Origin of the sequence: Pseudomonas sp. GM41(2012), from assembly GCF_000282315.2 — a bacterium.
Classification (GTDB): Bacteria; Pseudomonadota; Gammaproteobacteria; order Pseudomonadales; family Pseudomonadaceae; genus Aquipseudomonas.
This window is the reverse complement of the sequence record NZ_AKJN02000006.1, coordinates 414724-435240: the sequence shown is the minus strand read 5'-3', so window position 1 is coordinate 435240 and position 20517 is coordinate 414724. Positions and strand designations below refer to the sequence as shown.

25 protein-coding genes are annotated in these 20517 nt (G+C 61.1%); all 25 read right to left on the bottom strand.

Features of this window, described 5'->3' with window-relative positions; genetic code table 11:
* Positions 1-530: 530 nt before the first annotated feature.
* Positions 531-1325, bottom strand: a complete 795-nt coding sequence (locus tag PMI27_RS23610) for a DNA adenine methylase (protein WP_008153662.1) — start codon at positions 1323-1325, stop codon at positions 531-533.
* Positions 1326-1475: 150 nt separating this feature from the next.
* Entirely contained in the window at positions 1476-2018 is a 543-nt protein-coding gene (locus PMI27_RS23615; protein WP_008153661.1) for a lysis system i-spanin subunit Rz, read from the bottom strand.
* Complete coding sequence (locus PMI27_RS23620; protein WP_008153659.1) at positions 2000-2563, bottom strand: glycoside hydrolase family 19 protein; 564 nt, start codon at positions 2561-2563, stop codon at positions 2000-2002. The genes PMI27_RS23615 and PMI27_RS23620 overlap by 19 nt, the downstream gene beginning before the upstream one ends.
* Positions 2564-2621: 58 nt before the next feature.
* Entirely contained in the window at positions 2622-3668 is a 1047-nt protein-coding gene (locus PMI27_RS23625; RefSeq protein ID WP_008153658.1) for a phage late control D family protein, read from the bottom strand.
* Between the two features lie 99 nt (positions 3669-3767).
* Entirely contained in the window at positions 3768-3974 is a 207-nt protein-coding gene (locus PMI27_RS23630) for a tail protein X (protein WP_008153657.1), read from the bottom strand.
* A complete protein-coding gene (locus tag PMI27_RS23635) occupies positions 3949-4809 on the bottom strand; it encodes a phage tail protein (RefSeq protein ID WP_008153656.1) in 861 nt (286 codons plus the stop codon). The genes PMI27_RS23630 and PMI27_RS23635 overlap by 26 nt, the downstream gene beginning before the upstream one ends.
* A gap of 12 nt (positions 4810-4821) precedes the next feature.
* Positions 4822-7488, bottom strand: a complete 2667-nt coding sequence (locus PMI27_RS23640; protein ID WP_008153655.1) for a phage tail tape measure protein — start codon at positions 7486-7488, stop codon at positions 4822-4824.
* A gap of 148 nt (positions 7489-7636) precedes the next feature.
* Positions 7637-7957, bottom strand: coding sequence for a phage tail assembly protein (locus PMI27_RS23645; protein WP_008153653.1), 321 nt, complete (start codon positions 7955-7957; stop codon positions 7637-7639).
* A 12-nt stretch (positions 7958-7969) separates the two neighbouring features.
* The gene (locus PMI27_RS23650; protein WP_008153652.1) at positions 7970-8473 is read right to left on the bottom strand and encodes a phage major tail tube protein; all 504 of its coding nucleotides are present in this window, start codon (positions 8471-8473) and stop codon (positions 7970-7972) included.
* 12 nt (positions 8474-8485) lie between these two features.
* Positions 8486-9652, bottom strand: a complete 1167-nt coding sequence (locus PMI27_RS23655) for a phage tail sheath subtilisin-like domain-containing protein (RefSeq protein WP_008153651.1) — start codon at positions 9650-9652, stop codon at positions 8486-8488.
* 104 nt (positions 9653-9756) lie between these two features.
* Complete coding sequence (locus PMI27_RS23660) at positions 9757-10311, bottom strand: phage tail assembly chaperone (protein ID WP_008153650.1); 555 nt, start codon at positions 10309-10311, stop codon at positions 9757-9759.
* 7 nt (positions 10312-10318) lie between these two features.
* Positions 10319-12082 carry a phage tail protein gene (locus PMI27_RS32035; RefSeq protein ID WP_008153649.1) on the bottom strand — a complete coding sequence of 588 codons (1764 nt, stop codon included), beginning with the start codon at positions 12080-12082 and terminating at the stop codon, positions 10319-10321.
* On the bottom strand, positions 12075-12686 hold the full coding sequence (locus PMI27_RS23670) for a phage tail protein I (protein ID WP_008153647.1): 612 nt from the start codon (positions 12684-12686) through the stop codon (positions 12075-12077). The genes PMI27_RS32035 and PMI27_RS23670 overlap by 8 nt, the downstream gene beginning before the upstream one ends.
* The gene (locus tag PMI27_RS23675) at positions 12683-13570 is read right to left on the bottom strand and encodes a baseplate J/gp47 family protein (RefSeq protein WP_008153646.1); all 888 of its coding nucleotides are present in this window, start codon (positions 13568-13570) and stop codon (positions 12683-12685) included. The genes PMI27_RS23670 and PMI27_RS23675 overlap by 4 nt, the downstream gene beginning before the upstream one ends.
* Positions 13567-13893, bottom strand: coding sequence for a GPW/gp25 family protein (locus PMI27_RS23680; RefSeq protein WP_008153645.1), 327 nt, complete (start codon positions 13891-13893; stop codon positions 13567-13569). Before PMI27_RS23680 ends, PMI27_RS23675 begins: the two co-directional genes overlap by 4 nt.
* 5 nt (positions 13894-13898) lie before the next feature.
* Positions 13899-14129, bottom strand: coding sequence for a hypothetical protein (locus PMI27_RS23685; RefSeq protein WP_008153644.1), 231 nt, complete (start codon positions 14127-14129; stop codon positions 13899-13901).
* 54 nt (positions 14130-14183) lie between these two features.
* The gene (locus PMI27_RS23690; protein WP_008153643.1) at positions 14184-14792 is read right to left on the bottom strand and encodes a phage baseplate assembly protein V; all 609 of its coding nucleotides are present in this window, start codon (positions 14790-14792) and stop codon (positions 14184-14186) included.
* Positions 14789-15301, bottom strand: a complete 513-nt coding sequence (locus tag PMI27_RS23695; RefSeq protein WP_008153642.1) for a hypothetical protein — start codon at positions 15299-15301, stop codon at positions 14789-14791. The genes PMI27_RS23690 and PMI27_RS23695 overlap by 4 nt, the downstream gene beginning before the upstream one ends.
* On the bottom strand, positions 15294-15959 hold the full coding sequence (locus tag PMI27_RS23700; RefSeq protein ID WP_008153641.1) for a hypothetical protein: 666 nt from the start codon (positions 15957-15959) through the stop codon (positions 15294-15296). Before PMI27_RS23700 ends, PMI27_RS23695 begins: the two co-directional genes overlap by 8 nt.
* Positions 15956-16276, bottom strand: a complete 321-nt coding sequence (locus PMI27_RS23705; protein ID WP_008153638.1) for a head-tail joining protein — start codon at positions 16274-16276, stop codon at positions 15956-15958. The genes PMI27_RS23700 and PMI27_RS23705 overlap by 4 nt, the downstream gene beginning before the upstream one ends.
* A 2-nt stretch (positions 16277-16278) precedes the next feature.
* The gene (locus tag PMI27_RS23710; protein WP_008153637.1) at positions 16279-17274 is read right to left on the bottom strand and encodes a major capsid protein; all 996 of its coding nucleotides are present in this window, start codon (positions 17272-17274) and stop codon (positions 16279-16281) included.
* 62 nt (positions 17275-17336) lie between these two features.
* Positions 17337-17681, bottom strand: coding sequence for a head decoration protein (locus PMI27_RS23715; protein ID WP_008153636.1), 345 nt, complete (start codon positions 17679-17681; stop codon positions 17337-17339).
* Positions 17678-18832 carry a head maturation protease, ClpP-related gene (locus PMI27_RS23720; protein ID WP_008153635.1) on the bottom strand — a complete coding sequence of 385 codons (1155 nt, stop codon included), beginning with the start codon at positions 18830-18832 and terminating at the stop codon, positions 17678-17680. Before PMI27_RS23720 ends, PMI27_RS23715 begins: the two co-directional genes overlap by 4 nt.
* Positions 18829-20310: a phage portal protein gene (locus PMI27_RS23725; protein ID WP_008153634.1), complete on the bottom strand. Its 1482-nt coding sequence runs from the start codon at positions 20308-20310 to the stop codon at positions 18829-18831. The genes PMI27_RS23720 and PMI27_RS23725 overlap by 4 nt, the downstream gene beginning before the upstream one ends.
* Positions 20310-20516, bottom strand: a complete 207-nt coding sequence (locus tag PMI27_RS23730) for a phage head-tail joining protein (protein WP_008153633.1) — start codon at positions 20514-20516, stop codon at positions 20310-20312. Before PMI27_RS23730 ends, PMI27_RS23725 begins: the two co-directional genes overlap by 1 nt.
* Position 20517 lies beyond the last annotated feature (1 nt).

The window sequence follows — 20517 nt, the reverse complement described above, 5'->3', positions numbered from 1 at the left end:
ACATGATTTACACTTTTTGTGTAATTAACAGCGTTAATGTGTAAGCCCTTTCAACTAGCCAAGCCCAGCAATAACGACTACTTCCGTCCATACTTACAGAAAATGGCGGGACAGTTACTTACTTAAGTACGTACGTAACTTCCACTTTTCGTGTAATAAACAGCCGGAGAAAAACCAACACCCCATATACACCCAAAGCCCTAATCCTCGCTCGTCATATACACCCATACCCCTAATCCCCGCTCGCCATATACACCCATAGCCCTAGGGCAATGTATCCGACGTGCTCGCCGCCTAAAGTTCAATTAATTGCGATAAACCATTGACGAACGCTGCTTTAAACAACTAGTTTAAAAACAGATTCACTTCCTCCCTCTCAGCTACCGCGCCATTAAGCGCGGCATATTTCTTTGCGAGAATAAAAAATGAATGTGCTGACTCTTCTTATGGCGACCGTTGAGTTTTTGATAAAACTTACTGAGCTGTTGCAGCTCTGGGGTGTCGGTTGCCCGGGATACGCTCCATGGTGATCAGAACAATCCTCCCAACTCTGCCGGCTCCCAGTTCATGATCACCAGTTCACCACTCACCTCGGCCTTGCCCTGCCGTTGATTGGTGTTGCAATAGCGGATGTCCAAGGTCTCGAAGTGGAAGCCCTCAAACACCCGGCGGATATCAGGGTGGTCATTGATGCTGACCATCACCTTGCCCTTGCAGCGCCGCATGAAGTCAGCCATGCGCTCGTAGTTCTCAAACGGAAATTCGACGCCATAGCCGGCGGTCTGCCAGTAAGGCGGGTCCATGTAGTGGAAGGTGTGGGCACGATCATAGCGTTCAGCACATTCAAGCCAAGGGAGGTTTTCGACGTAAGTGCCGGACAGGCGCTGCCAGGCGGCCGAGAGGTTTTCCTCGATCCGCAGCAGGTTGATAGCCGGGCCGGTTGTAGCGGTACCGAACGTCTGCCCAGTGACCTTGCCGGCAAAGGCATGGTGCTGCAGGTAGAAGAATCGGGCGGCACGCTGGATGTCGGTGAGGGTTTCGGGACGGGTCATCTTCTGCCACTCGAACACCTGGCGCGAGCTGAGCGCCCATTTGAACTGGCGCACAAACTCTTCAAGGTGGTTTTGCACGACGCGGTACAGCGTGACCAGGTCGCCGTTGATGTCGTTGAGAACTTCGACCGGCGCTGCCTGGGGTCGCATGAAGTAGAGTGCGGCACCGCCGGCAAAGACTTCGACGTAGCATTCGTGTGGCGGGAAGAGCGGGATGAGACGGTCGGCTAGGCGGCGTTTGCCGCCCATCCAAGGGATGATGGGTGTAGACATTGATAGCAAGGCCTTTACTGTATGGATAAACAGGTGCTAGGCTCGCCGCGCTTCGTGCACGGAGTAAGAGCCTTGGCTGGACTTGCAGGGGCAATCTGCAGGGACGGCGACCGGGTTGGATGTTGACGCATCCACTCCGGTCGCTCTTTTTCACTTCGCTGTTGAGACTTCTTTGGCGTAGGCCTGACAGGCCGCCAAGGCAATCAATCCTTGGTCGCCGGCATCGGTGATGCCGATAATTCGTTGAGCATTCGCTGGGTCAAGTTGGGCACGCGCTCCTCCATGAACCACGCCGCCGGTTGGGGTGGCGGCTGACACTGTGTCACCACTGGCTGCAGCGGTGGCGTCGAGTAGGACCGACAACCGCAGATCAGCAGTGGCAAGGCGATCGCGCAGGCGAGCCTGGTTGTGTTGAGCATCGCTCAGTTCCTTGTAGTGGGTTTGTTCACTGGCCGACAGCCGCTGCTCCAGGGCCAGACGATGGTCCTGTGCCGTGCGCAGTTGATCAGCGGTGGCGTTGCTGATGGCGATCAGATCGTCCTTGTGCAGGCCGGCCTGTTCGGCGAGTTGCTGGCCGTAACGCCAGTCCTGAACCTTCCAGGCCGACGCGGCAGATCCGCCGGCCAATGCGGTCAGCAGCACGCCAATGGCTAACAGCCGGTACGATGCGGGGATCAGGTCGACGACACACATAACACTGCCCTCGCCCGGGTCCACAGTTGCAGCCGATCGGCCAGGCCATTGAGCCCCCCGTTGATCTTGCGGGTGATCGCTTCGAACTCATCCCGATCCGCCAGGGTGTTCAGCTCACGTACCCACCAGAACCACGCCGCCGACTCGGCCGCCCATTGCGGCTGCTCGAGCAGCTCAGGGGTGCGCAACAATCGCTCGTCACCGAACAGTGCCAAGCTGCAGCGCAGGTAATTGTTGCGGCCGGTCACCTGGATCAGGCCGCGACCGCGATAGCGCTGGCCATCTCCGTCCGGTTCCGGGCTATTGCCCAGTTTTTCAGCCAGGTTGCCGGTGTCGTATTTGCTCAGGTACTGATCGCCACCCAGCTCCCGGACGTACTGCAGTTGACCAGATTCGTGCCCGACTTGGGCCAGGAACGCAGCCTGCCGCGTCGGTGTGTTGATCTGCCGATGGGCCATCGCCGTGTTCAGGGCGGATACAAAAACGCCCGCTTGGCGGCGGGCGTTCGGGAGGATTCGCAGCAATTGCTGTTCCGTGATGGACATACAAACTCCAGGGATAAAAAAACCGCTCGCGGCGGTCAGGGATTGCGCAATGGCGCGTTTACAGGGTCACGACCTTGAGCGGCTTCGCGACCTTCTTCGGTTTCTTACCTTTGGCCTTCGCCTTGCCGGCCTTGCCGCCGTTGCACTCCACCGTGGTCGACCAGCCGGCCTGGGTATACACCTGCTCAACGGAGTCGGTCAGGTACTCGCCATCGAGGCCGACCTTGAAGCCCTGGGCAATGATCGAGCGTTCGGCGAACAGATCCGTGCGGCCGGCCATTTCGAAACGCACGCCGGCGCTCGAGCGGTTAAACGCGGCCAAGCGCGCCTTGGCAGCAGCCTCGGCGGCGGTCTTGTTGTGGTAGATATGCCGATCGGTATGCACCGAAGGCAGGCCGGCCGGCAGGTCGTCATTCTCCAGGGACACGACCACCAGCTTCCCGGTTTTAGGGTCTTGGTGCTTGGTCCCCACCGACTTGTGCGTGTTGCGATCTTCAAGGTTGAATTGCCAGCGGCTCACGTCGCGGCGCGTCAGGGTGATCGCACCGAAGGCCTTGCCGCTGGCGGTCTGCCCACCCTGACGCGGCATCACCAACAATTTGCCATCGGCGACCTTGGCGGTGCAGTCGTACTGTTTAGCCAGGCGCGTGATGAAATTAAAATCCGATTCGCTGAGCTGGTCCGCCCGGGCGACCTTCGTCGACACCGGGCACACCGCCTGCCACTCGTTGCGCGCGGCGATATCACCGACAATTTTCGACAGCGGCACGTCCTCCCAGCTCCCGCTGCGCACGGTCTTGCCACTGCCGCGCATGTCGCTGGCCTTGCCCTTGATCACGATCGTATCCGGCGGACCGGACACCGTGACCGCATCGACCACGTAGCGGCCCAGGCGAGCCAGTCCCGTCTCGACATAGCCCAGATAGATCTCAATGCCGATCCCGCGCCGGGGTAACGTCACCAGCCCATCACGGTCATCAATGCGCAATTCGAACGTGTCCGAATCCATGCCCGGCTTGTCGGTGGTGCTGAGCTGTATCAGCCGATCGTTGATCAGGCCGGTTATATCGGCACCATCGGCCACGATACGAAACATAGGGGTCATGGATTGCTTCCAAAAGAAAACCCGCACAAGGCGGGCTCAAGGTAGTCACGGTTCGTTACGCGTAACGCGATCATTCGCCGGCGAATACTCCGGACGGCATCAGTCCCACAAGGTCACCTGCTCCTGAGCCGGCGGCGCCAGATCCGGCAGCACGATAACCACACCGTCGCGATAGGGCTGCGCCTCTTCGGCCAGCCCCTGATTGGCATCGAGTACCGCTTCCACGCTGCCGTTGAGGTGGCCATAGAAGTTATGGCAGATGGTGTCCAGCAGATCCCCATCAGACGTTCTGCATGTCGTCGCCATAGTGCCCAAACTCCAGAGTGAACCCTTGTTTACGCGGGATCCCGCCTTGCATCAGCGAGCTTTGTTCTTCCTCGATGCTTTTCAGGCACCAGGTGCCCAGCACGTCGCCATAACCCGTGGTCAGGGTCAGCGGCTTGAGCTGGGCGCCGAGTGCGCGCAGGGTGTCGAGCTGCTTCAGACCGCCCTTGAAGCCGGGGAAAATCGCGCCCTTGAGCGTGATCTTTTCGTCCCCCATGCCTACACCTTGCTGCGCCGGTCGCCGCGACAGACGTTCCTGGGAGGCCCAGCGGAATTCGGTCGAGCGCCGCAGTTCGTCAAAGGCCGCCGTGTCGAGGTTGAAGAAGTACGGCTGCGCCTTGGGATCTTGCGGCTGGATGATCAGCAGGTGCGGGAACGGTTTCACCGCCTCCGGTGCCGGCGTCTGGTCCGTGGCAAACGCCCCCGTGGGCACAATGTTGGCCAGCGCCGGGCTGACCTTGCCGGCGATCTTGCCGATCGCCGTCGCCGCCTTGCCCGCCTGCTCCTTCAGCACGCCCATGCGCTCATCAATTTGCGACAGCGCCCGGGTGGCCGTGCCGTACATGGCCACCACTTTCCCGACCTGGGCCTGAGCGGCATTCACCCCACGCATGACGCGCTGAAGCTGGGCGCCGACCGCCGGCCCGACAAAGGGCAGCCCCTCCAGCTCGGACGCGGCGCCGGTGATTTCCCCGATCGCACCATTCACTGGCCCCAACATGCCGTCCAGGCTGCGCCGCCCGGTTTCCCCGGCCGAGGCCAGGAAACCCAGCCCCGACTGTAATCGCTGCAATGCGGTCTTGTTTTGATCAGACATATGCCCTCCCGATTAAACGTGCGGCGCGTCAAACAGTTGAGCGCTCCCCACCTGCTTGGCCATGTCGCGATAGTACTGATCGAGCTGCGGCTTGATCTGCGCAAAAAGCTGATTGCCATCCTTCACGTCGCCGTTGACCGTCAGCGAGAACGGCGCCTGAATCGCTACGTTCGACTCGACCTTGGCCGCCTCCGCTTTCGCCGCCATCGGCTTGACCAGTGCCCCGGCCGCCGCGTCCGCACTGGCCGGGGGCAACATCATGGCTTTCGCGGCGTCACCCGGTTGCGGGGCGGGATCTTCCAAACCCGACTTAATGACCTTGGGTCGACGCAGCTCAGAACCCGGAAAGCGCACCTTGTTGGCAAAGTGCGGCAGCAACATGGCGTCTTTCGACTCCAGGTCGCGCGGGTCATACGACACCGGCGGCGCTGGCATGACGGGCGCCGCCGCTGCCGCCGTAGCCGCGACGCTCGCCCCGGGCCCAGCGCCTTTGCCGGGATGGGTCAGCATCAACGGCCCGGTGGTCGAGGGTGCGAATGACCGGGAAATTCCGCCCAATACCGGCGGGATGTCCTTGCCGGCCGCAGCCATCATCAGCGGCCCGGCCGCCGGCATCCGCTTCAGCGCGTCAGGCGTACCAAATGCCGACTTACCGAGGTAGCCACCCAAGGCGTCACCGCCCATATTGCCGAGAACACCGCCGATCAGGCCGCCAACAGCGGTACCAATGACCGGCAGAAGCATCGTGCCGAGCGCGGCCCCAGCCGCAGCCCCGGACAACGTTCCCGCCAAACCACCGGCGGCCGCGCCATAACCTTCGGCCTTCTCGTCTCGCGTTTCGGCGTTCTGATAAGTGTCGTAGGCCTTAAAACCGGCATCCACCACCGCGACCACCGCTGCGCCTTTGACAGCCGAGCCGACACCGCGACCTCGACCACCGCCGCCACTTCGACCACCACCCCGCCCACCCTTCTTGCCTTGCTTGCCATTCCTGCCTTCGGCATCGAAGTCGCCAGCATCCAGCCCACCGCCACCGCCACCTACCACAATGACCTTCTGCGGGATGTTCGGATTACCCATCAGCGAGCCGCGCCCGATGTTCAGCAAGCCCTTGGCGATCTTGAAGGTACTCATGGCGCCCTGAAAGGCGATCACCGCCGCCACGGCCGCGCCGATGCCGGTCACCACTCTAGGCGATTCGTCCGACAGCTTGCTCAGCCCTTTGGCGACATAGGTCAGCCCGTCGGCCACCTTGTCCGTAACCGGGCGGAACGCGTCTCCGATCGCGCGCATGGCGTCGTCCGTGCCTTGCGCCATTTCCGACCATTTCTGCGCCGACGACTGCCGGCGCTCCTCCAGGTTCTTATCCAAGATCCCGGTGGCATTCGCCGAGTCCTTTTTGAGATTGGCGTACAGCTCCTTGTTCTGCATGTAAGCAGTCAACGCCGCCTTGACCTGCATGTCGGCAAACAAGTCGCCGGTGCGCAAGGCTTCCTCTAACGCCGTGATCATGGCCTTAGCCTTTTCCGGGTCAGTCTCCTGGCTGATGTTGGCCGTGGCCTCGGCCATCGCGGCGGCCTTCTTCGGGTCGGTCGCCGCGATGTATTTTTGCGCCAGCTCAAAGCTGGATTCCAACGTGGACTTGCCATTCTGCAGGCCGGTATTCATCGACGCCTGATAGTCGATACCGGCCTTTTTGTAGGCCTCGACCGTGTCGCCGGAACCGATCTTGCCCATCCAGTTTTTCAGGTTGTTGGCTGCTTCATCTGCGCCGCCAGCGGTCTTCATCTGCACCTGAAGCATCGAACCCAGTTGTGTGACCGAATCCATCCCGGTGATTTTCAGAGCGCCCATGTTCGCCAATAGCTCGGGAAACCAACGGGCCATGTCGGCCGCTTCAAAACTGCCTGCCTGCCCCTGATACGCGATCGCTTCCAGAGCCTTTTGCATGATCGCCGGATCGGTGATTTTGGCGTTCTGGCCCAGGGCGTTGATCATGCGCGCCGTTTCGCCACCGTCCGAGCCCTGCCCGACGACGAACTTGGCGGCAGTCGGGGCGTATTGCAGGGCCTTGTCCAGCTCCATGCCCGCCCCTACCAGGGCGTTGACCACCTCGGCCACCTGATTGCGCGCCATGCCGGTGTCACGCGAGGTGTCGACAATCTTCCTCGACAGCTGCGCCTCTTCGGGCTTGTTGGCAATGTTCGACTTGATCGCAATGTCACGAATGATCGCGCCATAGTCCGCGCTGACCTTGGTCGGAATCGCCATCGCCGCCGTAGCGGCCACCGCCTGGCCAACGCTGCCTTTGAGTTTCTGCTTGCCCTCGTCGAGCTGCTGGTGACCCTTGGCCTTCCGCTCGGCCTTGTTCGCCGCCTGCCCCATGGCCGTGTAAGCCTTGGTCAGATTGTGAACTTCCACACCTTGCTTTTTCAGGCTGCTGATATTGCCCTCAAGCTGTTTCAGCAGGGCGCTGGCACCCTTCTCGCCCGCCATGTGCGCCTTGCGCCACTCATCGCGCAACCGCATGGTGTCGCCAATGGTCTTTTCCAGCACCCGGGCTTTTTTGCCTTCCGCCTCCAGCCGCTTGATGCGGCTGGTGACATCCTTGAACGCCGAGCCCACCGTGGAGCTGACCGCCCCGCCAATGACCAGGCCGAGCGCGAGTTTATTCGCCATGTGCGTGCCCTATACGTCGGGGAGTTCAAAGGCGGCTCAATCCGTGAGCCACCACAGCATCTGATCAAAGGGCATAGCCTCGATCTCGGCAGCAGAGAACCCCGTCTCTTTTGCCAAGCGCTGGGCCGTGTCCCTGAGCGTGACGGCGTTAAACGTCGTCTTCGTCGACCAGGCGAAAATAGCCCGCCGAAAGGCGCTGGTAGTCCTTATATTTCAAGGTCAGCAGCTCCTCCTCAGACAGCCCGGTCAGGCTGCTGAACAACGACAGTTCCTGTTTTTCATAGTCGCCGTTGCTGGCGATCTTGGAGGCGCGCCAGTCCTTCATGCTGGGCGCGCGAATGGTCAGGGCATCGGTCATGACGCCGCTGATCACGGTGCTGTATTTGAGCGTTACGGTAACGCCCTCATCGGCCAGCTTCAGCCACTTCGGCAAAGCTGGGACGGTGCTGTCTTGGCTTACTTGAGTCATGTTCTGTAGTCCTTAGAGGCCGATGGCCGAGCGTTCTGCCGCCAGTTGATCGACACCGTCGACCACCTGAATCATGTTGAGCGGGTCGATCTCGTACATCACGCGCCCGTCGATTTCGAGCTTGTAATAAATGCCCTTGATCGCATGCTTGATTTCCGCCTTGTCGCCCGGTTTCCAGTCGCCCATGTCGACCTCTTTGATGCCGCCGCGCAGGGTGACCACCACCGGCGTGATCGCGCCTTTCAGGCCCTTGAAAGCGCCCCGAAACACGATGGTGCAAGCGGTCTGATCGGCCAGACCGAAGTACTTCAGCGACTCACGGCGCACGCCGTTGGTGGTAAATGCCGCTTCCAGTTTTTCCAGGCCCATGCCCATTTCGATCGGTGCGGACATGCCGCCGCCCTGATAGTCGTCGGTCTTTTGCGTCAGCTTGGGCAGCGACAGGGTGGGCACGTCGCCGGCGAAACTCACACCGTCGACAAACGCGTTCATGTTGGAGAGAACTTGAGGAATCATTGAGCGGCCCCCTTAGGCGGTTTCAAGAACTTCGGTCAACCATTCGTTGGTGACTTCAATGAGGAAATTCGGGTTTTCGGCTGGCGGCACGTCGGTGAAGCGGATGCGCCAGAACACTTTGCCCTGCTCGATTTGGCTGGCCGTGTTCCGCTCCGTGTCGGCGTAGACTTCGAAGTTGATCACCGCGCCGGCGTTCTTCTGGTCCGCCATAAACGCCTGAAGCCCAGTCGTCACGTCCTGTACGTAGGTCTTGGTGATCGAGCGATCGACCGCCCACTTGTGTCCGGCCTGGATCGCATCCATGAGGATGTCGCAGGTCCGCACCCGGGTGACGAACGCCCATTTCGGATCGCTGGACAGCGTGCGGTTGCCCCACAGGCGATAGCCGCCGTCCCGAATGATCGTCGCGATGTTCGCGTTATTCAGCAGGTTGGCCCGGCAAGTTTCGTCGCCGTCCAGGTACTCGATCGGACGCGTGGTGCCGGTGATGCCGACAAATTCTTTGTTCGACGGCGATGCCCAGTAGCCGTATGTGGCGTCGGTCCAGGCAAACAGGCCCGCCACCCAGGCCGAACCCGGCGCGTCGATGGTTGCGCTCAATACCGAGTCCCAGTACTTGACGCCGGGATCGACCATGTACAGACGCTTGCTGCCGAACTCCAGGGCGTAGGCCAGGGCCGCTTCATCGGTGGTGTTCGGGCCGTCGAGGATGGCCATCGCGCGCAACTTGGCGGCCAGGGCATCCATGGCAGTGGCCACGGCCTGGGTCGACGAATGCCCCGGGGCGATCAACAGCTTGGGCTGGGCGTTGTGCTTGCTCTTGCCGTCCAGCAGCGCATGCAGGCCGGTACGCTGACCACCAGCCAGCACCCCACCAATAATGGCGGACGTTTGCAGCGCCGCGTCTTCCAGCTTGGGCACGCCGATCGCGACGATCACCGCTTTGGCGCGCACGTAGATCGCCTGGGCGGCCTTGGTGATCGCCGAGTCAGGGCCGAACGCGGCAATGGCTTCGCGCTCGGACGTGAGTAACACCAGCTCGCCGGCCTTGGCCGTACCGCCGCCGAGCAGGCCCGGGGTGAAGGTGTCGCACAGGCCGATGATCGACGACGACGGCAGCGAAATAGTCCGTGCGCCGTTGTCGATCAACGAAGTGGTGACGCCGTGAAAGAAACTCATAAGGCTCAATCTCCAGAAACGAAAAAGCCCCACATAAGCGAGGCTGTCAGGGATATTCGTGTTACGCGTAATGGAAAAGAAAACGCCCCGTCAGTGCGGGGCGTTTATTTGGGTTGGTCGGCGATCCAACTCGGCGACACCGGTCGGTCTTTTTGATCCGGGAACTGCCCGGCTTCCGGCCAGTTGCGCAGAGCCTGTCGATAGGCATACAGCTCCGCGCGTTGATCGGCGCTTAGCGGGTAATCAGGCATGACCAGATAATCGGTGCTCGCAATTTGCGCATTGCGCCACGCTCGCTCTCCCGCTTGCGCCGCTGCAATCTGCGCCACCGCATCCAGAACCCAGTCACCACCAGCCCACACGTAGAACTGACCCGGCCAGGGTTTGGCGGTCAGTCCTTCGGGCAGATCGCCAAGCTCGACATGCTCATCCTCGGCACCGGTATCCGTGTGGTAAACCATGCCGCGATAGTCGGCCAATTGTTGCGGCTTCCCCTCGACCAGCGCCCATACGTGGCCAGCCTCGGGCTGGGCCAAAGGATTTTCCAGCTGGACGGTATTGCCCGGCAGATATTGGCCAAACCCCGGGACCTCCGGAAACGCTGACAACTCAAACGGCCCGGACAGAATGCCGAGCGGGTCAAATAAATAGATATTCATTAGAACCTCAGATCACTTTAATTCGGCCCGGATAGGCGATGTTTTTCGGGACCGTCTCAGCGCCGCCCGTAGCGCCAGTGCTGCCACCAGTCGGGGTGGCATAGGTGATGCTCCCGCCGCCCATCGCCTGCGTGCCGTAGCCTGTGGAAGCTGAATAGTGGGCGTGAGTCTTTAACTCATCGAGTTTATAGCTACCGGCTACGCGACCAGGGTCGACTCCGGCGGACTCGTCAAGGGGTCGTAAGAATTTACCGCGCGGATCTGGACTACGGAACGTGGTCGCGCCATAGCCCGAGGTCCAGCCGCCCTCCATACCCGCGCGAGCGGCTTCCGTAGTCAGCATTCCCGACTGCTGAGCGTGGTCCCACAACCATGGCCAATCGGCACGAACAAAGGGGGCATTGCCCAACGGGACGTGCCCCCCTGGATTCAATACAGTCGTCGTTTCAAACACGGGCCGCCCGAGTGCCGTACCGTCTAGGCGCGCAATCGGTATCCAGCTGCCCTTGGTATCACTGCGAAAATGCCAATAATCCCCGGCCCCCATCAGGTATAAGAATGGATAGCCGGCCGCATTCAGATGGGTATGAAACTTGATTTTGTTGCTGCCGGCCGCCCTGATTGTCAGCCGGTTGCTGGTGTTATCGACCCGTCGCACCACCACACTACGAACACCCAGCGCCGAGTTGGCATCGGGCAGCTCAACCGTCAACGCCCCCGCGCTGGCATCAATCAGGACAAGCCCCAACTCGTTCGCCACCAAGGGCCTTGAGGTGTTGACCTCCACCAAAGGGATTTGGCTCGTGCCGTTAATCAAGTCGATTGTTTCGGTCTTGGTGAAGGCGTCGGTGATCGCATAACCGGCCAGCGTGGTCGGGTTGGTCCCGCCTACCACCCGACCGTATTTGTCCACGGTCACACTGCGGTATGTGCCGGCATTGACACCGGTGCGCCCGGCCGCCATTTCAAACAACAGATCCGTCACGCCCAGGACAATCGGCGCATCCGTCACCAGCTGCCAAATGCTGTCGCCGTTGGTGGTGCCGCGCTCGACATGCACAAACAGCCCGGGCGTCACTTCCAGACTGCTATCGGCATCCGCGCTACGCGCCCAAACCGCCGCAGCCACCACGTAAAGACCGTTGTCTTTGGCTACGGCCTGGTTTTTCACCAGCACGCGATCACCGGCAACCAGGGCGACCCCGTCAATGGTCTGAAGGCCGCTCAGCACCACAGGGGCGGTGGTCGCCGCCCGTACCGAGTGCTTAAAGTCCTGCTTGCCCAGCTCCTCCAACACCTTTTGATCGACGTAGGCTCGGGTGGCCAGCACCACACTTGGATCAATCTTCAACTGAATGTTTGCGGTGCCGCTGGTGATGATGTGCATCCGCACCACCTGGTTACGCCCGGAATTTTGTTCCAACTGAGGCTTATAGCTCGGGGCAGCATTGGCGACCGCGGAAAACACGCCGTCCTTGTCCTCTAGCGCCAGTTCACGAACCCACCAGCCGCCCACGTCGGGCGGCAACACCAGCTCGGCAATCAGTACATTGGCATCAGTTGGAGACACGTACAGTTGATTGATTTGAGCCCGATAGACTTGGTTGATCAGCTTTATCTGGGAAGGGTTTGGCACTGGGTCGGTGCCGTTGGCATCGCCAATCAGCATGTAACGCGGCTCCCAAGGGATTCCCAGCGCATCGCAGTTGGTTTTCTTGGCGGCCCCTTGAATGGTGAGCATGCCGCCGAATATAGAGTTTTTATCAACCATGGGGGTACACGTCCAATTCGTCGAGGGTGTATTCGCTAACGCCGTGATAGCCCTGAATCACCACGTCAATATCGGGATTGTTCCAGGGGTAAACATCGATCTCGTCGCCGTCATACACAGCGATACCGACATAGGCGTTCAAACGGGTTTCCAGCGTGATATCGAGACCGGTCAAATGCCGGGTCACGGGCTTGGCGTCGTCGATCAGGCGCTCCAGCTCCTGATACATGCCCTCGGTGATCCCGGTGTCCTGCACACCGACCTTCAGTGCAAAGGTGCCCGGCGGACCTTCGGGGACGGTGTTGAACCACTCGATGATTTCGACCAGATAGCCCAGGGGCTCGACCACCCGGCGCAACGCGCCGATGGTGCCCTTGCGGGCATGGATGTAATACGACGCCTTGATCGCCGCGCGCTTGGTCGCCTCCGACCACCGATAGTCCCAGCGATCGACCGACCACGCCCACGCCAAATGCGGCAGCAGATGGACCGGACAGGTGTCGGGGTTGTACAGGGTGCGCAGCGGGACAATGGTTCGCTCGTAGAAAGCCGCCTCCAGAGCGCGCTCCAGTTGCGTGCTATTGCTCGGCAGCAGGCTTTTCATGTCGCCCCCGCCAGCTTCACCTCATAGCCGGTACACCATGCCGCCTGAGCCTTGCTCGGCGCCAAGTCCACCCAGCCGATCAGCTCAACCCGGGACACACCGGCGACGTGCAATTGCGCATCCACCGCCGAGCGGGCGACTTCGACGCCCAAGCGCTTGCGCGGATTGATCCACTTCGCCAAGCGGTTGATGGCTTCGGCCAAACTGGCGTCCCCCTCAGGCCCGGCACCGTTCATGTGCAAAATGGCGTTAATGCGATAGTCGATAATCTGCGCGCCCTGCACCGTCACCCGATCGCCCAGCGGGCGCACGTCTTCATCATTCAGGCCCGCCTTGACGGCAGCCAGCAGCGCGGGACTGGCTTCGCCGCGCCCCTCAGAACTCAACACCGTTACCGTAACGCAGCAAGGCGCCGGGCTTTCCGCCGTGGCGTCCATCACCACCCCCGAGGCGTTACGGGCGTGCAGAATGTAGCTGGCACGTGGCCCCGCCGTGGTCAGCCCCTCAAACGCCAACTGGATGCGCTCGCGAAACGGATCGTCCAGCTCCTTGACCTCAGGCACCGGTGGCACCGCCGCCAGGTCCGCCGCCTGGATCACCAGGCGCTTCAGGTTGTAGTTCGCACCCAACTGATCGAGGTCCGGGCCGATCGCGTGAGCCAGTAACAGCGCCTTGGCCGCGTCATTGACCCGGGCACGGTTACCGACCTTCTGATAGGCCCCAACCTCCAGCACCTTAACCACCGGCTCGCTCTCAATTGCCGCGCTCCAGTTGTCGCCCATGTAGCCGCGAAACGTGCCCAAGGCTTCGTCATAGGTGACTTCGAAGTCCAACGGTTCCAGCACGTCCGGCGCCGGCAACGCCGACAGATCCACGATGCTCATACGCTCACCTCAAACAGAAAACGGTCGCCGAGGTACTCGCCGGCAATGCTCAGATTGATTTGCCCGCCCAGCACCGAGAGAGCGCGGACGCGCTCCAGCTTGACGCGCGGCTCCCACCGCCCGATCGCGCGGACCGCCTCGGCTTGCACCGAACTTTTCCAGCCTTCGTTAATCGGCATGTCGACGTACAAGGGGATTTTGCTGCCGTACTCCGGCCGCTGCCGGCGACTACCCAGGCGCGTGCCCAAGATGTCCGCGATAGACTGCCGCAGATGCTCGATGCCGGAGATGGGTTGGCCGGTGTGGCGGTCCATTCCGATCATCTAAATCACCCCTGCGGCTCGAATTCTGCGTGGGCCTTCAGGTAGCTAACGGCTTGCTCGTCGGATGCCGACACCTCGACGCAGCCCTTGACCACCGGCAGCGTGCGATCCGACTCAGGAATAATCAGGGTGCGCGAGGTGTAAACCTTGTCGCGAAACTTCAGCTTCAGATCCGTCGACCGTTGCGGTTGCGGTTGCGGTTGCTCAGTACTGAGGACTTCATTCGGCTTGGCCATGTTTTTCTCCAGGCATGAAAAAACCCGCACGCGGCGGGCTCGATAAGTGGCGTATTAATGGGTGTGATGGTTGTCGCTGGATCCTGCAGCGAGGATCGAGGCGGCGCCCGTGATGTCTTTTGTAACGTGTAACGTGCCGTCAATCACCACCACCCCGACCAGCTTGATGATGGCTGCTGATTTGATCGTCGCCGAATCCGGCGTCAGCGCCACCTCAGTGCCGCCGACCTTGGTCGTCACGGCGTTATCCGTAACGACCACCTCAGCACTGCCGACCTTGATCGTCACCGTACCGGTGGGCAGGGTGATGGTGTAGCTCTTGGCCTGCCAGTCATAGACCAGCGAACCGCCGTCGTCGAAACGCCAGACTTCCACATGATCGCGGTTATCCGGCTGGCCACCGGCATCCCCGTACAACCCCGGGATAAAGGTGCCCATGCCGGCTTGCCCGCTGGGGTTGAACAACACGCCCTGCTCGCCCAGGCTTGGTGCCCGCCAGTGCCGCGCCTTACCGGCCGCGAGGCTGTGCCAGCGCACCCAGGCGCTCGTCCATTCGCCATTTGACACTCGCACTGCCGGTGCCTCCAGATCCACCCCGACCACCACGCACGGCATCAACATGGCTGCAATCATGCGGTCATGCTCGGCACTGGCGTAGCTCACGGCAGATCCTCCGGTGAAACAGGCCCGTCCCCCGGTTCAACATCAAGCACCAGCGAGCCCGGCGGTTCGTCCGGCCATGGCCATTCCTCAACGCCCAGGTAAATTTGGTGCGTCCATTCCACCAACCAGACCACGTAACCATCCAGTTCCGGCTTGGTCCAATCCTGCATGGCCTGGACAAACTCAGCAGGCTCGACCGCAACGCCCCAGGTTTGCATGCGCAGCAACACGGCCAATTGCGCCGCCAGGTGCGCGGCCTGTTGGCAGTGCTTTGGACGAATTGGATCAACAATGATCCGTGCCTCGAACTTGCAAATCAGGGTGGTCTCGCCAGTACCGATGTCCATACCCGGTTCGATCTCGGCCATTTCAATAAACACCACCGGCAGTGCAATGCGATCCTTGATGTTCGGCCAGACCGTCACCGCTTTAATCCCCGACAGACTGCTCAGCAGGTGCTGTTCAATCGCCTGGTAGAGCTGATCAAGACTAAAAGGCTCGTCAGACATTGGCTGTTCCCTTCAAATACTTCTGCAGCTCAAAGTTGAACTCCTGCTGCAGGATTTCCAGCAAACGCGCATCGGCACGCTTGACCCAACTGTCGAAGTGCGGACGCGCCTGCTCCAGTGACACCTTGGCTTTGGCCAGCGGAAAGCGATCGCCGTTTTCTGCGACCCATCCCGAACTGGCACCGCCACCGGCCGACACCGTGCTATCGGGATAATCGTCCGCGTTGAAATGCTTACTCGCCGTACGGATCCAGATATCAGGCTTGTTGCCATAGACCTTTTTCAGAAAGGCGCCCTGGTAACGTCGCCCAGCAACCGATACACCGCTGCCAGACTGTCGTGCGCGGCCGATCCGGCTGGACTCGATCGCGTTGAGACCGAACCACAACTTGCCACTGGTGGCCCCGCCGGAGACCGGGTAGCTGCGCAAGCGCTGACGAACCGCCGCAACGGCAATGCGTTCTTGCCGGCTGACGGCCCGGGCAATGTGGGTGCGCAGCCAACCTAACGTTTTGTTGATCGCTCGACGCTGAGCCGCGGCTGCCGCTTTCGGTACTACCTTGGCGAATTCCTCGAAGGCTTTTAGATCCGCAGCCGAGGATTGAATGGAGAGCATCCCACCGCCGGCTGACGGCTTGAAGTAGCTACCGACGCTCATACGCGCATCCTCAGGATAAGGGCGACCAATCCGTCACCGCTGGGTTCCAGTTGCAGCAGATCGTAGTCGCCGCCGCCGTCCAGCTCCGGCAGTTCGACGGTGACCAACATCCCCTGCTCCAGACTGTGCGAGTCGCTGACCCGGATCTCGAACCGAGGCTCACGCAATCCGGTGTTGAGCTTGCCGAACTTCGGCTGCAACCAGGGCGCCGCGAACATGCCGAGGACTGGCTCATCACGGCCCTCGATTCTCGCGGTGTCGCCCAGCGTTTCGAACACCACTGCGTCAACCTCGGCGATCAGATCGCGAAAGCCCACGGTCAGAGTTCCAGGAGGATCTGTGCACGCGGTCGAGTGCACAGGTGCAACGGGTTGGACTGTGCTTCACCGGCCATGCCTTTGTTGAACGGCAGCGGCTCGATCATGCTGTAGTACGGAATGCCCTGAGTGTTGACCGTTTCCATGTAGTCCGCCGGGGCAAACACCGAGATGTACAGATCCGGTACCCCCTCAGGGACCAGCAACGCCTTGTCGTCGTGGACGAACGAGACACCGGCCACCTTGCCCCGGTAACGCTCCCAGACAATGCCGCCGAACTCGAAGCTCTCCCGGGCATCACCGCGCAACGCTGCCGCCTGCTGGCTGTTGAGGTAGGTTTCCTTGACCGCCTTGTGAACGATTAACTTGTTCCAGAAGTTCTTACCGCAGAAGGCGCGAGAGCCGGTACTGGTCACGCTGCCCAGCGCGTCTTCCTGCATATCCAGTGCTTCGCCGCACTTAACCCGCAGCTCGGTGCTTGGATCCGCCAAGCCCATGGACAGCTTCTGACGCTGCACACCGAAGCGATCATAAAGGTCCAGCAAGACGGTCGAGCCATCGGCATCGAGGATCAGGCCGTTGAGGGCACCCATGCGCTGGAACTCGTGCGTCGCATCCAGCTGACGACGCGCTTTGGCCAAGCGGGCATTGACCACGTCTTGCACCGCCTGCAACTCGGTGCGAGTTCCGAAGGCGCGAATGCCCTGGATCTCGTCGGCCTTGATGGTGAAACGCTCCGGCAGGTGCACGGTGTTGAACGGGATCAGGTTACGCTTGCTGGCCGCTACCACCAGGCCAGAACTCCCTCGCTCACCTGCAGGGACCAGCGCCAGGGTGTCGCCGTCCTTTTCAATCTGCACGGTCAGGGTCGTGACCCCTTCCTCGCGAAACAGACCCAGCGCACTGATGCGGCCCGGCAGGTACGGTTGCTCATTGAGTGCAGCGGTGAGCGCGGTAACGGTGAACGCTTCGTCGTCAAAAATGGCGATATCGGCCATGGGTACTCTCCAAAAATGAAAAACCCCGCTCAAGGCGGGGTGCATAAAGTTGGCTGATCGGCTTATCGGACAATCAGGAAATGGGCGGCCAAGTCTTTTTCGGCGTCGGCGTCGAGTCCGGTCAGGTGCGCTTCGCTGACTTCAGCCAGCCGCACGACGGCGCGACCACGGCGCACCACATCCGACTCACCCAGCGGACCGAAGAGAATCGCCACCGCCGTCTCGCTGCCATCTTCGGCAGCCGGAGCGTACGGTGCGAATTCGCTGGTGGCCGTGATCAGGCCGAGGAGCTGGCCCGGGTACAGTGCCGGCCCGGCTGCGACGTTGATGGACTCACGCGAAATGTTCCCTGCCCCTTCGGACAGTAGAAATTCCCCGGCATGGATCGGTTCTTTTTTGATGGTCATGGTCTTGTTCCTTTCGCGCCGTGCGCAGTGCCAGAGTGAGCCGCTTGTCGAGCGGCCCAGATCGATGTGGGATCAGTTTGTTTGGCCAGCACCTTCGGCGCCGGGTCGTTGTCCAGCGGCAAGCTGTTGTCGATTTCGAAGCCTTTGCCGCTGGTGACAATCTTGTCGAACAGACGCGCCCGCACTGCCGCTGCGTCCAATCCAGCCGCGACGTACTCGGCACTGAACTCCGGCAAACGGGCCGCCACGCAAAGATCGTTCACCGTCTTGGCACGGGCCAGGCCGGCCAGGACGATCTCTTCGCTTTCGAGCTTGGTCGAACTGAGCAGCGGCTCGACCAGGTTGCTGATCCCCGCCTCGGTGCAACGCTGAGTGATCATCAGAGCCAACTTGGTCGAGTCGACCACCGGCGGTTCCAGCGGTGGTTTCTCAACCTCCGGTTCCGGGTCCGCTTCGGGTGGCTCGTCGAGCTGGGCCAGCAGCTCAGCCGGTGCATGCTGGTAACGCTGCAACACGCCACCCTGACCGAGACAGGCCTTAACCTTGATCCCATCGCCGATTTCATCGGCAAGGCCCAGGGCCAGGGCTTCATTCGCGGTGAGCCAGGTTTCAGCAGCGACCAGCCGCCGCAATTCAACCTCATCAATGTTCGGCGCCTTCGCTTTGTAGGCCGCGATGATGGCTTCCATCGTCTGGTCGAGGACATCGGCCACCTTGCGGAAGTCTTCGGCATCGCCGGCCGCGTAGGTCCAGGGGTTATGGATCATCAATATCGCGCTTTCGGCGATGACGACTTTGTGTGCGCCACATACCGCCACGCTGGCGGCACTGGCGGCCAAGGCATCAATCCGCCCGGTACACCGCGCGCCCAAACGCCTCAAAGCGTTGTGCATAGCCAAGCCGTCGAACAGATCACCGCCGACGCTGTTAAACGCTGCGACTACTTCCGAGACGCCGTCGTCCATGGCGCGCAGATCCTGCACGAACTGATTGGCGGTCACACCCCAGGCACCGATTTCGCCGTAGACGAAGACCTCAATCACCCGCTCGGTGGCTTCGCCGCTGGCATGCACGGCGTACCAGGTTTTGTCTTTGACCTGCACCCGCTGACCAGCGCGGTTGTAAATGCGCGGTCGCGCTTTCTTGCTCATGGTTGCTCCTTGTCGTCGACGGAAACGACAGTTTCGAGAGTGGTGTAGTTGAGGCCCAGACGCTTGGCCCGGGTCAGATCGGCGGCGTTTTCCGCGTCGACCGTTTCGGCGTCGTAGCCGGTGCGCAGGACCATCTCGCTACGCGAGGCAAAGCCCGCTTGCACTTCCATCCGCCGCGCCTGTACGTCCTGAACCGGCTGGATGTAGGCCCAACCTTGCGGCACCCAACGAGTGCGCAGGTATTCACGTCGACGCTGTGCGTAATCCTTCAGCACCAGGACACCTGACAACACGGCCATGTCCATCCAGGCCGCCCGCACCGGGCGGCAAAGTTGGTGCACGTAGACACCGAACTGCAGTTGTTCCAGCCGGCGCCGAAACTCGTTAAGCACCACGCGCAGCGCCCGGTCATTGACCTCGCGCATGTCCCCGGTGAGGATCTCGTACGGTGTCCCGGTACCGGCAGCGGCAGCCATCAGCTGCTGCCGCATGAAGTCCGGGTAGTTGTTGCCCGCGTCGGGCGGTTTGGAGAACTCGACCTCTTCACCTGGCCCCAGCTCCTGCATGGTGCCGGGCTCCAGAGCGACCATCGGGGTGAAGCCGTCGCGATCCAAACTCAGCGGTTGGCCGGTGACTGGATCCCTTGGCACGGGGCCTGAGTCCGGTGCAGGTCGACTAATGAAGCCGGCAAACAGGTTGGCCACCTCTTGGCGAAACAGCACCGCGTCGTCGTAGTTGTCGAGACTGCGCAGGCGCTTCAGCACCGGTGACAATCGCGGTACGCCACGCAACTGGCCAGGCTCGACCGGTTCAAAGATGTGCAGCACCTGGGCGGCCGGTACTCGCACCAACTGGTTATAACCCGCGTTCAGCGACGAGGCATCGCGCGGATGCGACAGGTACATCCAATACGCCACCCGCTTGCCATCTGGCGTGAACTCGATCCCTGCGCGGATGATGTTGCCGGTTTTGGTGGTTTCGAATTTGTCGTGCGGCACGAACTCCGGTGCCAGTATCTGCAGCTGTAACGGTACCGCGAGACCTTCGTCCAGGCCCCGCGGCCGCAACCGGATGAAACACTCGCCCGAGGTTTCGACCGTGCGCGCCGCCAGCGCTTGCTGTCCATAGAAGTCGGTACGCTCATCGGCGTCCGACTCATCGACCCAGTCTTCCCAGAGTTCCTGCAGCAATTTGCGCAGGACTTCGTCGTCGGTTTTCGGCCTCGGCGTGATGCCGGTACCGATCAAATTACTGACGCGTTTGTCGATCACGTTGAAGGCATACGGGTCATTGCGAACCGCAGCCCGGGAGCGCGAACGCAAGTTACGCAGTGCCGGAGTGTTGATGCTGTTGACCCCGTTGTCGGGAGCATCCCAGCCAGTGGATCGGCGACCCTCTCCGGCGCCTTCGTAACTGGCCTTGATGTTCGACGGCAGCAAGAATCCATTACGGGTCAGCGTCGGATAGTGACGGGCCATTAGAGTCCTTTGCCTCCGTGGTACAGCCTGACCACGCGCGAGCGCGGGCCAGCTGAGTTGACCAGCGAAGTGCGGATCTGATTGCGCGCCTTGAGCAGTTCGTCGATGGTGCGGTATTCCACGGTACGGTCGGTGTAGCGCACGACTTTTTCACCGCGTGCGATGGCCGCCTCAACCGCGTCGAGGTGCTTTTGGGTAAAGGACATA